The sequence below is a fragment of the Priestia megaterium genome, assembly GCF_009497655.1.
GTDB classification, from domain to species: domain Bacteria; phylum Bacillota; class Bacilli; order Bacillales; family Bacillaceae_H; genus Priestia; species Priestia zanthoxyli.
In genome coordinates this window covers 4,951,129-4,966,050 of sequence record NZ_CP023317.1, presented here as the reverse complement: position 1 = coordinate 4,966,050, position 14,922 = coordinate 4,951,129, and the positions used below count along the sequence as shown (strand labels likewise).

Annotated in this window: 13 protein-coding genes; 3 read left to right on the top strand and 10 right to left on the bottom strand. The window is 36.8% G+C overall.

The window, feature by feature from the left end; translation table 11 throughout:
- Positions 1-41 precede the first annotated feature (41 nt).
- Positions 42-1,841: a cation:proton antiporter gene (locus CEQ83_RS25465; RefSeq protein ID WP_028411944.1), complete on the top strand. Its 1,800-nt coding sequence runs from the start codon at positions 42-44 to the stop codon at positions 1,839-1,841.
- A 29-nt stretch (positions 1,842-1,870) separates the two neighbouring features.
- On the opposite strand, the gene CEQ83_RS25460 is transcribed toward CEQ83_RS25465, so the two are convergent.
- From CEQ83_RS25460 to CEQ83_RS25420, 9 genes are all read right to left on the bottom strand, one after another.
- Positions 1,871-3,247, bottom strand: coding sequence for an O-antigen ligase family protein (locus tag CEQ83_RS25460; protein WP_028411945.1), 1,377 nt, complete (start codon positions 3,245-3,247; stop codon positions 1,871-1,873).
- A 25-nt stretch (positions 3,248-3,272) separates the two neighbouring features.
- Positions 3,273-4,775, bottom strand: a complete 1,503-nt coding sequence (gene murJ / locus CEQ83_RS25455) for a murein biosynthesis integral membrane protein MurJ (protein ID WP_155017559.1) — start codon at positions 4,773-4,775, stop codon at positions 3,273-3,275.
- A 30-nt stretch (positions 4,776-4,805) separates the two neighbouring features.
- Positions 4,806-5,138 (bottom strand): EamA family transporter, encoded by a 333-nt coding sequence (locus tag CEQ83_RS25450; protein ID WP_014457712.1) that lies wholly within the window; start codon positions 5,136-5,138, stop codon positions 4,806-4,808.
- Entirely contained in the window at positions 5,131-5,466 is a 336-nt protein-coding gene (locus tag CEQ83_RS25445) for an EamA family transporter (RefSeq protein WP_013059873.1), read from the bottom strand. Before CEQ83_RS25445 ends, CEQ83_RS25450 begins: the two co-directional genes overlap by 8 nt.
- Positions 5,466-7,184 (bottom strand): DUF6020 family protein, encoded by a 1,719-nt coding sequence (locus CEQ83_RS25440; RefSeq protein WP_033580378.1) that lies wholly within the window; start codon positions 7,182-7,184, stop codon positions 5,466-5,468. The genes CEQ83_RS25445 and CEQ83_RS25440 overlap by 1 nt, the downstream gene beginning before the upstream one ends.
- A gap of 2 nt (positions 7,185-7,186) precedes the next feature.
- On the bottom strand, positions 7,187-8,125 hold the full coding sequence (locus tag CEQ83_RS25435; RefSeq protein WP_028411948.1) for a glycosyltransferase family 2 protein: 939 nt from the start codon (positions 8,123-8,125) through the stop codon (positions 7,187-7,189).
- Positions 8,122-9,222, bottom strand: a complete 1,101-nt coding sequence (locus tag CEQ83_RS25430; protein ID WP_098112260.1) for a glycosyltransferase family 4 protein — start codon at positions 9,220-9,222, stop codon at positions 8,122-8,124. The genes CEQ83_RS25435 and CEQ83_RS25430 overlap by 4 nt, the downstream gene beginning before the upstream one ends.
- A 290-nt stretch (positions 9,223-9,512) precedes the next feature.
- A complete protein-coding gene (locus CEQ83_RS25425) occupies positions 9,513-10,298 on the bottom strand; it encodes an endonuclease/exonuclease/phosphatase family protein (protein ID WP_028411950.1) in 786 nt (261 codons plus the stop codon).
- A gap of 4 nt (positions 10,299-10,302) precedes the next feature.
- The gene (locus tag CEQ83_RS25420; protein ID WP_025752447.1) at positions 10,303-11,940 is read right to left on the bottom strand and encodes a PTS transporter subunit IIBC; all 1,638 of its coding nucleotides are present in this window, start codon (positions 11,938-11,940) and stop codon (positions 10,303-10,305) included.
- A 275-nt stretch (positions 11,941-12,215) separates the two neighbouring features.
- On the opposite strand from CEQ83_RS25420, the gene pgmB reads away from it, so the two are divergent.
- Positions 12,216-12,923 carry a beta-phosphoglucomutase gene (pgmB, locus tag CEQ83_RS25415; protein WP_028411951.1) on the top strand — a complete coding sequence of 236 codons (708 nt, stop codon included), beginning with the start codon at positions 12,216-12,218 and terminating at the stop codon, positions 12,921-12,923.
- Positions 12,924-13,011: 88 nt separating this feature from the next.
- Entirely contained in the window at positions 13,012-13,881 is an 870-nt protein-coding gene (locus tag CEQ83_RS25410) for a Cof-type HAD-IIB family hydrolase (protein ID WP_155017558.1), read from the top strand.
- A gap of 33 nt (positions 13,882-13,914) precedes the next feature.
- On the opposite strand, the gene pdxK is transcribed toward CEQ83_RS25410, so the two are convergent.
- Positions 13,915-14,739: a pyridoxine/pyridoxal/pyridoxamine kinase gene (gene pdxK / locus CEQ83_RS25405; RefSeq protein WP_047749570.1), complete on the bottom strand. Its 825-nt coding sequence runs from the start codon at positions 14,737-14,739 to the stop codon at positions 13,915-13,917.
- Positions 14,740-14,922: the final 183 nt, after the last annotated feature.

Genomic DNA, 14,922 nt, shown 5'->3' with positions numbered 1-14,922 from the left:
AAAATATATACACATTATGCGAACGAGAGAAGGAAGATACAATGGAACCTATGCTTGTACATATCACACTTGTAGTGGGACTAGGAGTTCTATCTCAGTGGCTGGCTTGGAGATTTAAGCTACCAGCAATTGTCGTGATGTCGATTATCGGACTGCTAACAGGCCCTATTTTAGGTTTAATTGATCCTAAAGCACAGTTTGCTCAGCTTTTTGATCCTTTTGTATCGATTGCTGTAGCTGTTATTTTATTTGAAGGCAGCTTGAACTTAGACATGAGAGAGGTAAGAGGAATCGAAAAGCCCGTGTTTCGCATTGTGACACTGGGAGCCATGCTAGCTTGGATGTTAGGCTCTTTAGCTGCTCATTATATAGCGGATTTATCCTGGGCGGTGGCAATTGTTATCGGAGGGCTTTTTATTGTGACGGGTCCAACCGTAATTTTACCTCTTTTACGACAAGCTAAATTAAAACCAAAACCAGCAGCGATTTTAAAATGGGAAGGTATTATTGTCGATCCATTTGGTGCACTGTTGGCCGTTTTTTCGTTTGAAATTGTTCAATTTTTAGTGCTGAGAGAAGTGAGTGGAAAAACAATTCTCTTTTTCTTCGTAGCCTCTATTATTGCCGTTTTAATAGGATGGATTCTTGGCCGCGGAATAGGATGGATGTTTCAAAAGGGGCATATTCCAGAGTATTTAAAATCTCCGGTCGTATTTATTGTCGTTATTGCCTGCTTTACAGTAGCTGATGAAATTAAGCATGAAACAGGTCTTCTAGCAGTAACAGCGATGGGGATTACCCTTGCTAATATGCATATTTCGTCTATTAGTGATATGCGACACTTTAAAGAGAATATTTCGGTTCTATTAACTTCTACTATTTTTATCATGTTAACGGCTGGACTGACGATGAAGACCATTACTGAAATTTTTCATTGGAATATTATTTTGTTTGTTTTACTTATGCTGTTTATTGTCAGACCTGTCTCCATCTTTTTATCAACGGTAGGCACAGATTTATCTATAAAAGAAAAAATACTGATTGGCTGGATTGCCCCGCGCGGAATTGTGGCGTTAACGGTCTCAAGCTACTTTGCGAAAGTACTAATTGATGAAGGATTTAAAGATGCTTCGATCTTAACAACGCTGACATTTGCTTTAGTGTTTGCTACGGTTTGTGCACACGGTTTTTCCCTTTCATGGCTAGCTAAAAAGCTGGATTTATCGATTGGCGAAGAACCTGGTATTTTGCTTGTGGGAAGCAATGATTTTACGGTTGCCTTTGCAACGAAGTTAAAACAGCTGGGCTATCCAGTATTAGTTGCTGATTCTTCGTGGGAGCGGTTAAGAGTTGCGCGCAGAGCGGAGGTAAATGTTTATCACGGAGAAGTACTAGCTGAGCAAACGGAATATCATCTAGACTTAACTCCTTATGAATATGTGATTGCTGCAACTGAGTTAGATGCATATAATGCGCTTGTTTGTACTGCTTTTCTTCAAGATATGGGGCGGAACAATGTTTTTCAATTGAGCATTCGTGACCAAGAAGATTCAAGAGAAGATGTCGATGAAATTATGCACACAGTAAGAGGACGTATGCTCTTTAAGAAAGGAATTACGTGGGAGTTTCTGCATCATAAAATGGAGCACGGCTATACGATTTACAATACAAAAATTACGGATGAATATACGTATGAAACATATGTTGAGGAGAAAAGCGATGATTCTCTTTTACTAGCAGTGAGCAAGCAAGGAAAGGCATTGAGTTTTTTTGCTCATGATCAAGAAATAAACGTTAATGCGGGTGACACGGTGTTAAGCCTTCAGCCATTAAAAAGATAAAAAAACAGGCCTTTAATGACCTGTTTTTTTTATGCTTGTCTTTGTTTAAAATGAATGACGAACAGATAAGCAGCAGCTGCTGCAAAATAGATGGTAACGGCTGGTGCTGTAAAGACATGCCCAGCTACAAAAGCAATTCCAAGAGCTAATACAATTGCTGTACTATACATCATAAAGCTTTCATCAAGAAGCTGTGATGGCTCTTTAAATAATCGAACCAATACGGTTAAACCAACTACTAGAAGTGGAAGAACCCATAGTAAAAATCCGATGATACCTAAAGAGAAAAACAAATCATAAAAATCCATTTCAATCATCTTTGGCGGAAGCTGTTTTGTATAGTCACCAGAAAAGCCCATACCTATCATTTTTCGTGCAATAGGTGCTTTTGCATACTCTTCCTTATGATGAGCTAAGAATTGCTCACGGCTGCTTAGAATCAGATTTTGAATATCTTTATCATCTAAATTTGATTCCTTTTGTTTTTTCTTTTTAGCCGGCTTTTCTTTTTCTTTCTTTTCCGGCTTTTCTTGCTTTGTTTTCTCTTTTTTAGCCTCTAACATATCGATGTGCGTATATGTGTTTTTATAAGCTGGAGAAATCGGAGTAGTTGCTCCGGTTACAATTAAAAGCAGAATTGAGATTACTAAGTTGGCTTTAATTAAGCTGCGTTTATTCGTAAATAATTTAGCAAATAAGACAACTGTTGCTACAACTAAAGAAAGAATAACGGCACCTAAGCCTACTTTCGTTCCAAGCATGATGGACGAAACGGCTAACAAGATAAAAGGAATCCAGTAATAAGCTTTTGAAAACGAACGTACTTTATCTAAAGCTAAAAGCAGTGTGAGAGGAAGCAAAATAGCAATGGTTGCGCCTAGCTCATTCGCTGCATAAAACCAGCCTTTAAACCCAATTTTATTATACTGATAACTCTCTAGTGCTGTACCCGTTAGCATTGTACCGATAAAAACAATACTGATGATGAGTGAAGCAGTTAATAAGTTTTTGCTCAGTATTCTTTTTACATCCACAGATGATCGATAATGTGAAAACATCACAATCATTCCAAGCAGCGTAACGTTCATATAAACAACTTTATTGAAAAATTTAATTTCTTGCCCAATATAATAAGGATCTTTCCATTGATGATTTAAGTAGATGTTGAGTCCAAGAAAGAGTGCAAAAACAATAAGGTAGATAATCGAATATCTAGCCCATTTTGATTGTTTGGCAAACACTAAAAGTAGGACACCTGCAAAAATCATATATAGAAAGCGAATAACAACCCCAATTGAGAGACCACTATCCATGTTCAAAACCATGTACGTCGTTAGCATATCAATAATCGGCTGAATTGAAATAAAACCAACGAACAGAAAAAATAACCAGTATGTGTTCTTCATATAGTACTCTCCTGTTTTACGTGAATTAACGTTTTCTTTTAACTAAAAGCATAACACCTTCTACTCTGCATAATAGCGTCGACATTAAGTATACTAAACCACCTGCAATACAGACAATACCAAATCGTAAGATAACATGTAATGAATTCAAAAATGCGATGTCCTTTAAGAAGAACATGACGATCGCAACAGGTACGGAAGCTAAAAGAATTTTTCCTGTTTCTTTCACTAGATATCCGTAATGGAAGTGATTGATTTGTTTTGCCAGCATAACGAATACGATAGCCGTATAGAAAAAGGCAACTACTGACATGGAAAGTGCTAATCCTTGGTATCCCATAAATTTAGTGAAAATCATGTTAAAGATGATATTTAACACAATGGATAATAAGCCTGCTCTCATAATAAGATAACCTTTTTGAAGAGAATAAAATCCTTTTGCAAGAACAGCTTGCAGGGAATAGAAAAATACCGAACCTAGGTAATAATAAGATACATCCGTTGTTTTTAGCGTTGATTGTGCGTCAAATGCACCGCGCTGATAAGCAATCATTACAATGTCTTTCATATAAAAGATCATAATAACAATCGTCGGAATCAGCAGCATCAGCATAAACGTAATCCCTTTTTCAATTCCTGATTTAAAGCGCTCTTCATCTTTTTCAGCAATGGCTCTTGCAATCAGCGGGTAAATAATGGTTGCGACCGTAACCCCGAATATTGCCTGGGGAATACTTACAAGTCTGAAAGCATAATTTAAGTATGAAATAACACCTTCACCAAAGGAGCCAGCAAAGAAGAAGTTTACAGTTAAATTAATTTGACCGACCATAATGGTCACACCAACAGGGATGAATACTTTATAAAAAGCCACCACTTCATCACGGTCAATTTTTTGCTTCCATAACAGCAGATGCTGCGGTTTAAAATAGACAACTTTAATTAAGAAAGAAGCAATCGTTCCTACAAAGTAGCCAAGAGCAATTGCATAGCCGCCCATAATTGAATGTAATAGGATTGTACTTAAAATTGTAAATAATACAACAACCGTTTGAGAAAACACAGAGAAAGAATATTGACTTCGTGCATCAAATACACCTTCGTATACGGCATTCACTCCAACTAGTGAAAGAGATAAGAAGTACATAACGCCCGTATAAATTCCTAGTTCAATTGCTGCTTTAGAAAAATTAGAATACGAAGCGGGAAAGTAAAAGAAAGCCGCAATTGATCCGAGAACCGAAATAATGAAACAAATAAGAAAGGTTGATTTAACAATATTAGTCAAATGAACCTTTCCTTTATTTTCTTTTTCATAACGTAAATAACTAGGAATAAACGCATCCTTCATCCCCGTTAACATAAATAAAATAAAAGCATTTGGAATAATCATTGCTGCGTTGTATGAATCGACAATATAACTTGTACCGAAATAGTTAGCAATAACTAAATCACGAATCATACTAGAAAATTTCAAAAATAATGTTGATATGAGCAGTAAAATGCTCGCGAATTTTAAGTTTTTCATGCGAAACTCCTACCTTTTCAAGTTATCTCATCAACTATTAGCAATAAAGAAGCATCCGACAATTAGAAGAATACAGCCGATAACTTGTTTTGTTGTAACTTTTTCTTTAATTAAAAAGTAACCGAATGTTAATGTCCAAATATACGTAATAGACGTAAGCGGAAATACAATAGAATAAGGTAACAGCGTTAAAACATACACATTAAGCAGAGCTGCCGCCCCGTAAAAAAGGCCGCCGCCTACAAAGCAAATAAGCGCTAGTTTTATCTTTTTTTCGTTTAAATACGTAGAAATATACTTGAAAAAGACAGCTCCAACTGAACCTAAAAGGGTCATAATAATTAAAAGTGGGATACTATTCATCTTGGCCACCTACTAAAATTACACCTACGATAATAATAAGAGTACCGACCAGCTTCATAGGGCTAATGGTTTCATTTAATAGAAAGAAACCAAGAGCAATGCTGATGACATATCCTAGGCTTAAAAATGGATGAAGCAAGGAAACTCTTTCAAATTTAAAAGCGGCAATCATAAACACCGCTCCTAATCCATAAAGAAAAAAACCAATAATTAAATTTAAGTTAAATGAAGCTTCGGACAACTTCCAAAAAAGTTGTCCAACAGCTGTAAACAGGGAAGCCACAATAATGAGTGTGATTCCTAGCTTTTTGTTGTAATTGCTCTCCATCAGGAGGTCACATCCTTTTCTTTCTGATCAAATCGGATAAAAGGAAGACCAATAAAGAAGAAAGACACAAATACGCTTGCTAATAAATATCGGAAATCTTGAGCCGGCAATGCTGCAAGAACAGAAAGCGTGTTAAGAGCCCACGGAATGACGATAATGAGTGACGTAATTCCTCTTCGAATCACTAGCATTAATGAAAATAATAAAATGACACAGTGATAAAAAGCTGGTTTCCATAAGAATGTAAAAACAGGGTGCTTAAAAATAGCTAAGTAAGCATTAGCAGTATGTGTAATAAACGGCTCGATTACTTTATTTTTAAGACCTAAATCATTGCCGTAATAAATGTTGGTTACGTACGTATCCGTGTAGCCATCTTTAAAAGGGTTGATTTGCCATACTAAAGCCGTTTGTTTGAGAAAGCCTTCCGTTGCTAGATAAGGATTTTTGATGACAATGCTAGCATAGTTCTTAAAGTAAAGACCTAAATCATTAAAAATAAATTCGCGGTCATAGTATTTCCACGTGAATTTAATTGGATCACTTTTGTATGGATTATACTTTTCTTTCCACAATTCAATAGGAAGCACTTTATTAAAATATTCGCGCTCTTCTTTTGACATCTCCCCATCATTTGAAATGATATTTGCAATTTGTTGAGTTGGAATAGACAAAGCTTCATTTGGATCTGAAGGTTTTACATCAAGCCACGTGAACACAGGGCCTGTAACAATCTTTTGTAAAATAAAGACGACTAAGAAAATCGTGACAAGAGGTTTCCAATTTTTTCTGAATAAGACAATCATTAAAAGGAAAGTCAAAACAAATACAGGAAAACCATTATGTCTAAAGAAAGCTACTCCAAATGCGGAAAGTAAAAGTAAGAAAAAGCTCGCTTTACTTTTAACCCAAGCGCCTTTTGACAGATAAATTTTTGCAATGTTAACCGTAAAAAACAGCAGAAAAGCACTGTATAAAATGTCTTTCCAAATAATAATTGAAAAGATTAAAAAGCTTGGAATAATGACAATAATGGCTGTTAAAAGTCCAATCATAACAGGATGTGCTTTGCGTTTAATGAAAAAGTCAAATGTATAGGCGTATATGCTCACTACAACAACAATTTGCGTGAACGCTACAATTCCTGGGTTATCCCATATTTTTGTCAGCAGCATAATGAGCCACGTAATCATAATAGGGTGCCAATCGTTAAATTCTCCGTTATGTGCCTGTCTCCACTGTGCTAATGAATCAGGAGTCATGGCCGCTGGGAAAAAGGCGAACCAGTAATATAGACTAACAGTTAAAATAAGAATCGTAACAATTCCTAGATAACGCTTTGGGTGTGCAAATGTATAGTGAAAATCGTTTATCTGTTTGATAGCGCTGAGTACAGCGGCCGTCAGCAGCATTGCCAATAAAGTACGGCTGATGGCATACAAAACGAGTGAAAAAATAGTTGAGCTCGTCATATGTAAGTTATCTAAAAGTGAAAACTGTACGATAAACGAAAAAACAATCAGCAATAGCCATTCTAGCGGTTTAAATGAAGCATAAGCTCTATTTTTATAAATAAAAATAGAGCTTATGATGGTAAATACAAGTGCAGCAAAAAGGGAAAGATAGTGAACACCGTCTGGATTACCAATACTTAAACCGATAAGAATAATTAAAGCTGTTACTGTAAGCAGTAAAATACTTTTTTTATTCTTCATCATTGTTATTCTCCTACTTGTTCAATCTGTTCAATTTTTTTATTTAGTTCTAATTCATATTGCTTGCGATTTAATGAAGCGATTGTATCTAGAATTAATCCACAGACGAAAGATAAAACACCTAACACCATCAATCCAGTTGCTAAGATAGATGAAGGTACTTTGGTAATAAAGCCTGTATCAAAAAATTCATAAAGTACCGGAGCACCAACAGCTAATCCTGCGACAATAAACAACACTGTCCAAATGGAGAAGAACTGAAGCGGCTTGTACTCTTTAAATAACGTAAAAATCATTCGTAACACTTTAAATCCATCAGAGAACGTATTAAGTTTCGATTCGCTGCCTTCAGGTCGATCGCGATAATCGATCGCGATTTCTTTTAGGCGGAATCGTTTATCTAACGCGTGAAGACTCATTTCTGTTTCAATCTCAAATCCTGGGCTCATCACAGGAATTGATTTTACAAATAATTTATCGTACGCACGATAACCTGTCATGATATCTTTAATGTTACTTTTGTACAGGCCGTTAATTAAAGAACGTACTAAGTTGTTACCAAAATTATGGAAAGCACGTTTGTTTTCTTCGAGATACGTTCCGTTTGATAAACGATCTCCAATGACCATGTTAGCTTCTCGATTTCTAATAGGGTCAATTAATTGATGAACAAATTCTGCAGGATACGTATCATCCCCATCTACCATGACATAACAATCTGCATCAATTTCTTGAAACATTGAACGTACAACGTTTCCTTTTCCTTGCTTAAATTCTTTTTTGACGATTGCGCCGTGTTCAAGTGCAATTTCACTTGTACGATCTTTTGAATTGTTGTCGTATACATAAATATCTGCACTAGGCAGTTCGCGTTTGAAATCGTCAATTACTTTTCCAATTGTTACTTCCTCGTTATAACAAGGAATTAAAACTGCGACTTTCATTTTTCCACCTCATCAAAAAAAATTGTTGGGAGTTGTTCAGCAATTACATCTACTGTGTAGCGGTTTGCTGTTTGTAACGCCTGTTGAGACATTTGCTGTTTCACATCTTCAGGAAGATTAATAAAAGCCTGTAGCTGTGAAGCTAGTTCATCTACATTTTTAGGCTCAAAGAATAGACCATTCTTTCCGTCTATAATGTAATCTTTTAGACCACCAATCTGACTCCCAATCACGGGTGCTCCGCAAGCCATAGCTTCGAGGCCGACTAAGCCCAAACTTTCTCCTTTTCTTACGGTCGGAAACACGAATGCTTCAATCGCATTATATACGTAAGCAAGAGACGACTGAGGAAGCAGAGGAAAATGGATGACTTTTCCCTCTAGGCCCAGAGTCTTGATCATTTCCTTAAATGCAGCTTCGTCTTTTCCGCTTCCAACGTATAAGTATTTGTAAGAAGTGGGCGTTTGTTGTTCAGCTTTTGCAATGGCTTGAAGGTAGTATTCCCATCCTTTACCCACATCAATGCGGCTTACACATCCAATATAACGGATAGTAGGGTCCAAGTTTAGTTCTTGATAAGCTTTGCTTTTATCTGCATAAGGATGAAACAGATCTTTATTCACTCCTCCGCTTGGAAAAATATAGATTGGATTATGAACCTTATATTTCTCTTCAACGAGCCCTTTATAGTAGGGAGAAGGAGTAATAATTTTAGTGGAATGGTGCAATAAGTCATTTACTCTAGGCTGATATTTTTCCTGTGAAGCTACTTCAGGTACAACATCTGAACCATGCACGTTTGTCACAATCTTCACATTCTTCTTTAGCTTTTTGAGAATCAGCAGCGGAAGAGCATTATGAGATGCATAATGTACGTAAAGATAGTCGTAATTTTTTGTTAAGCCCGTCACAATGACATTAGCATAATGAGAAGCATAGCTAAAAAGCTTGCTTAATTTGCTTGTCTTTTTTTGCATGACAATTTTATCAACTTGAATACCATATTGAACTAAAATTTTTTCAGTGTTTTGAACAAATACACCATAGCTCGGGAATTGTTCAGAAGGATACATATTTGAAATCAACAAAATTTTCATGATTGTTTCACACCTATTTTTCTTTATTAGTTTATGATAATGACAACGGGTGTTCATTTAAATAGAGCTTACATGTATCATCTTACTATTAAGTTGAGCGATTTCATTGATAAACATGCAAAAATGGGTTGCATATCGTCAACATCACAATATTATAGCACACCTACTTTTTAAAATGCGAAAGTTTATCGGACACTTCTAAAACGATAGATAAAGCAGTAAAGAAGATGATTTTTACATAATCATAATCACAAGAAAAAAGCGAACGCTATTCGTTCGCTTTATGTCACTTATTTCACTTCAACGCTTACCCCAAAATGGTCAGAAACAACGGGATAATGTATGCCGTTAAAAACTACAGTCGATGATTGAATATCCTGCGCATGACTCGATAGAATGAGATCAAGGCGAAGCGCCCGTTCATTATCATCCCATCCAGCGATGTTCCCTTGAACTGTAATACCGCTATCTTTTTTGTTCGATAGAGTATACGTATCATAGAGGCCTTGGCTCAACAGGTAGTCGTAACCTTCATGTCGTCTATGAGCGTCGTTATTGAAGTCTCCAAGTAAGAAAAATGGGTTATCTTTGTGTACATGAGCTAGCAGCGTATCAACTTGCTGCTTGAATGGCTCTTCCTCGTCATCCCACCAGCCAAGATGACAAGAATAAAAAGTGAGGAGTTCTTTTTCATATTCGATTGTTGCTCCAACAATTCTTCTCGTTTTCCAATAGTCAATATTTGACGTTTGTGAAACAAAAAATGAATGCTCTTCAATAATCGGGTGTTTCGTTAAAATGGCAATTCCTTCTTCATACACTTCATAGCCTATATGAGATAAATCCCATACCAATTGATAGTCTTCACCTTGCTTACCCAGTTCTTTTGCTAAAAGCCAAGCGTAATTATCGCTGCGAATGTAGTCATATACATAAGGCGCGTCTATTTTTTGGCTTACTTCCTGTAAAGCAATGACATCATATTTTTCTTTTTTAATTACTTCAGCTAGACAAGATAACTTGTCTAGCTGATTTTCCTCTTGCCAAGAGTGGCAATTTAACGTTAATAGCTTCATTATGTTAAGCTCCTAACAAATCTTGAATGTCGGATTTCAAAACATCCGCTTTAGGTCCATAAATAGCTTGTACCCCTTTATCTTTCAAGATTAAACCAAGGGCTCCGTTTTGTTTCCATTCACTTTCTCCTGCAACGGCATGTATATCTTTTACCGTTACACGTAAGCGAGTCATACAAGCATCCACGTCTTCAATATTGTTTTCTCCGCCAAGCAGTCCAATAATGACTGGGGCAAGCGAATCATTTTTCACCTGCTTGCTGCTTGTTGCAGTTGTTTCTTCATCGATATAGTTTCCGTTACGTCCCGGTGTTGGGAAGTTAAAACGTTTAATTAAGAAGTTTGCCACTCCAAAATTTAAGCCAAAAAATACAAGGCAGGCGATGACAAAGTTCATTAAGTCAGCCCATAGTCCGGCTTTGATAATCATTGGTGTACGTGTTAATAGTTCAATTACGCCAAATGAGTGTACGCGAACATGAACAATATCAACAATGGCAAAAGCCAGTCCTGTCATAATGGCGTATACGACGTATAGAAGAGGCGCCGCGAACATGAACATAAATTCAATCGGCTCTGTTACGCCTGTTAAGAAAACAGCTAGTCCAGCTGAAAAGAACATTGAACGATATTTCGAACGTTTGTCAGGATCTACGTTGCGATACATTGCTAAAGCAATTCCAATTAATGACGCACAAGATAAAATCATCTGTCCTACTTTAAATCGTGCAGGTGTAACGTCATGTAAGAGCTGCTTGTAGCTGTCCATATCTCCTGCAGCACGGAAGTTATTTAAGTCTGCAATCCAAGCAAGCCACAAAGGATCTTGACCGGCAACAGTGGAACCTGCTCCAGAACCCGTTAAAATTTTGTACGTACCGCCTAGCTCCGTATAGTTCATAGGAACTGTCAGCATATGATGAAGACCAAACGGAAGAAGGAGACGCTCTAATGCTCCGAAAATAAATGGTGCCAGAATAGGAGCTGTATCTCTAGATGTTGCAATCCACTGTCCGAAGCTGTTTAGCGAACCTTGGATGAACGGCCACACAATGGATAAAAGCAGTGCCGTTACAACTGAACCACCGATGACTACAAACGGTACGAAGCGCTTGCCGTTAAAAAACGAAAGAGCTTCAGGCAATTTATCATAATTGTAATATTTGTTGAATAAATTTGCGCCTAAGAAACCAGCGATAATTCCTACGAATACTCCCATGTTAAGAGCGGGAGATCCTAAAATAGATGTGAAGTAGTCTTTTACAACTAATTCTTGTCCAAACAGTGATTGCACCGTTGCTTTTGAATCTGAGAGCATTTCTGCTTTAACTCCAAAAATGGCTCCTGTAATTCGATTAATAAGAATGAATGCAATGAGTGCAGCAAATGCACCGCCAGCACGTTCCTTTGCCCAAGATCCCCCGATGGCAACAGCGAACAAGATGTGAAGATTTGTAATGATACCCCATCCTATATCTTCCATCACTCGTGCAATTGTTTGTACAGCAGTGATGTCTCCCCCAGTCATTGCAACTAGTTTTCCAAGTGAAATCATGATACCAGCTGCGGGCATAACCGCTACTACTACTAATAAAGCCTTACCAAACTTCTGCCAAAAATCAAATGAAAAGAACTTCTTCATAGTTTTTCCCCTTCCCCTATGTATGGGTTTTCATTTTATTTTTTGATAAACTATATTTTTAAGATAGTGCAACCGTTTGCATAAACCTATTGTAATAAAAGGGCTTTCATAATGCAATACTGTAATTTCTCTTTTTTTGAAAAATTTATTCATAAATTATAAATGATGAAAAAATTTTTATGATAAAGTGAACAATATCAACGGTATTTTAACATGGTGGGATGTAATAAAAGCATTTAAGTAATGGCATAAAGATAGGTACAGAGGAGGATAATATGAAAAAAGAAGAGCTACAAGCGATTATTTTTGATTTAGACGGTGTTATTGCAGATACAATACATTTATATTATAGGGCAAATAAAAAAGTAGCAGATCAACTTAACGTTTCGTTTTCTGAAGAACTAAATCAACAGCTGCAGGGAATCAGCCGGATGAGAACTGTAGAGCTCATTGCTGCGCAAGGCAATGTACACCTGACAGTGGAACAAAAAGAAGAGCTTGCTTATGAAAAGAATAAGCATTATCAGGCTTTAATAAGAGAAATGACAGAAGATCATTTACTTCCAGGCATTAAAATGTTGTTAGAAGATTGTAAAAAACAAGGCATTAAAATGGGAATTGCTTCTTCTAGTTCGAATGCAAATACTGTAATAGATGCGCTAGGAATACGCTCTTTTTTTGATTGTATTGTGGATGTAAGGAAAATCAAGAAGGGAAAACCAGATCCAGAAATATTTTTGACAGCTGCCGATCAATTAAAAGTAAAACCCGATGCATGTGTGGCAATAGAAGATGGAGAGGCAGGTATAAAAGCTATTAATCAAACAGATATGGTTTCTATCGGCGTTGGTAAGCATCTGAGGGAAGAGGATGTGAATTTTCGCGTATATTCAACAGCTGATTTGCATGTAAAGACGATCAAAGAGGTTTTCGAGAAAGCAAGAAAAGGAACAGATTATAACAGCGCGTATACAAAAAATTAGTAAATCTTTTACATGCAAGTAGCAAAGCGCTAAAAAACATATGCTAGAATAAAATAAGAGAGCAAAGATACATAGGAAGGGGTACATCATGATTAAATGTATTGCGATCGATATGGATGGAACGCTAGTAAATAGTGAACAAGTTGTAAGTAAAGAAAATGCCCAAGCGATTAAGACAGCTCAAAAGGCAGGGGTGGAAGTTGTTGTTGCTACGGGACGTTCTTATGAAGAAGCGCGTTATGTTTTAGAAGAAGCAGGACTTCATACATATTTAATTTGTGCAAACGGAGCAGAGCTTCGCAATCCACAAGGGGAAAAACAATATTCAGTAGGCATGACGATGGAAGCTATTCGTGAAGTAGAAGATATTTTTAAGAAGTTTCAGCTGTACTTTGAAGTCTATACAAGTGAAGGTACGTATTCAAATGACTATGAAAAAGCTTTGTCCGTATTAATGGATATTTATTTAAGTGCTAGCTTAAAAGATAATTATGAAAAATCGTTAGAAGCGGCAAAAGAGCGTTTCAATAGCGGCAGAGTAAAGCTTATTGAAGAGTATGAAGCGCTGTTTCAAGATCCAAACAAGGACATTTATAAGCTGCTTGCTTTCTCTTTTGATGAAGGAAAGTTAGAACAGGCAAAAGTAGAACTTGCGAAGTTAGATTCTATTGCAGTCAGTGCATCTGGTAAAGAAAATATTGAAATAAATGATGAAAATGCTCAAAAAGGAATTGCGGTTACATCATTTGTTCAAGAACGCCATATTTCTTTAGAAGAAACGATGGCCATTGGAGACAATTATAACGACGTATCGATGTTTCAGCGAGTTGGACGTGCCGTAGCGATGGGAAATGCCCCTCAAGAAATTAAAGAGTTTGCCCATATCGTAACAGGAACAAATGACGAGCACGGCGTAGCTCAAGCTATCTTAAATGCGCTTGAAACAGTCAAACAATAAGCAAAATAGAAAAGCATGCCTTTAGGCATGCTTTTAGTTTGTTACTTTTTCTTTGTTACGACGGTATGCACCGTGATTTGTTGGTCCGACATATTGATTTAAAGCAAATGAATGGCGAATTGCTTCTGTAATAAACTCTTTTGCTGTATAAATAGCTTGTTTGACGTCACTGCCTTTTGCCAATTCAGCAGCAATCGCAGCTGAGTATGTGCATCCAGCACCATGTGTAAATGTCGTTTCAATACGTTCAGACTCTAAGATCTCAAATGTCTTTCCATCATAAAGCAAATCGATTGCTTTTTCGTGTGCTAATTTACTTCCACCTTTAATCAATACATATTTGGCACCAAGTTCAGAAATTTTCACGGCTGCTTCTTTCATTTGATCAACCGTTTTGATAGGGCCAAGTCCGCTTAATTGACTAGCTTCAAATAAGTTAGGCGTTACGACTGTTGCTTTTGGAACTAGTACATCACGCAAGCTGACAGTTGTTTCCGGATGAAGCGCTTCGTCTTCTCCTTTACATACCATCACAGGATCTACTACAACATTTTTTAAATCGTATTCTTCAATTGTTTTTGCCGCTAGTTCAATAATTTCCACTGAGCCAAGCATACCCGTTTTTAGAGCCTGTACGCCTACGCCTTTTACAATTGTTTTCAGCTGCTGTTCAACAGTGGAAGCTTGTTGTGGAAATACGTTATGAGACCAGCTGTTATCGGGATCCATTGTTACAATTGTTGTTAAAGCTGTCATTCCGTAAACACCAAGTTCTTGGAATGTTTTTAAATCCGCTTGAATGCCAGCTCCGCCGCTGCTATCAGAACCAGCAATGGTTAATGCTTTATTCATTGTCATAAAAAATCCTCCCGTATTTTAAGTTCATAGAGAAAATAGAGTAAAATTTCTACCGGGCGGCTTTTAGTTGCCCAATGTGTTTTAGATAAATTTCTTCCATTCACTTTTTCTTCTATTTTATCGCTTTTAATGTAGATATTCAATTTCTAAAAACTGTATGAATCCTACGTGTAATTTAGAATT

Coding starts and splice junctions, on each gene's coding strand:
- CEQ83_RS25465 (WP_028411944.1), top strand. CDS start 42: ATGGAACCTATGCTTGTACATATCACACTTGTAGTGGGACTAGGAGTT.
- CEQ83_RS25460 (WP_028411945.1), bottom strand. CDS start 3,247: ATGAAGAACACATACTGGTTATTTTTTCTGTTCGTTGGTTTTATTTCA.
- murJ (WP_155017559.1), bottom strand. CDS start 4,775: ATGAAAAACTTAAAATTCGCGAGCATTTTACTGCTCATATCAACATTA.
- CEQ83_RS25450 (WP_014457712.1), bottom strand. CDS start 5,138: ATGAATAGTATCCCACTTTTAATTATTATGACCCTTTTAGGTTCAGTT.
- CEQ83_RS25445 (WP_013059873.1), bottom strand. CDS start 5,466: ATGGAGAGCAATTACAACAAAAAGCTAGGAATCACACTCATTATTGTG.
- CEQ83_RS25440 (WP_033580378.1), bottom strand. CDS start 7,184: ATGATGAAGAATAAAAAAAGTATTTTACTGCTTACAGTAACAGCTTTA.
- CEQ83_RS25435 (WP_028411948.1), bottom strand. CDS start 8,125: ATGAAAGTCGCAGTTTTAATTCCTTGTTATAACGAGGAAGTAACAATT.
- CEQ83_RS25430 (WP_098112260.1), bottom strand. CDS start 9,222: ATGAAAATTTTGTTGATTTCAAATATGTATCCTTCTGAACAATTCCCG.
- CEQ83_RS25425 (WP_028411950.1), bottom strand. CDS start 10,298: ATGAAGCTATTAACGTTAAATTGCCACTCTTGGCAAGAGGAAAATCAG.
- CEQ83_RS25420 (WP_025752447.1), bottom strand. CDS start 11,940: ATGAAGAAGTTCTTTTCATTTGATTTTTGGCAGAAGTTTGGTAAGGCT.
- pgmB (WP_028411951.1), top strand. CDS start 12,216: ATGAAAAAAGAAGAGCTACAAGCGATTATTTTTGATTTAGACGGTGTT.
- CEQ83_RS25410 (WP_155017558.1), top strand. CDS start 13,012: ATGATTAAATGTATTGCGATCGATATGGATGGAACGCTAGTAAATAGT.
- pdxK (WP_047749570.1), bottom strand. CDS start 14,739: ATGACAATGAATAAAGCATTAACCATTGCTGGTTCTGATAGCAGCGGC.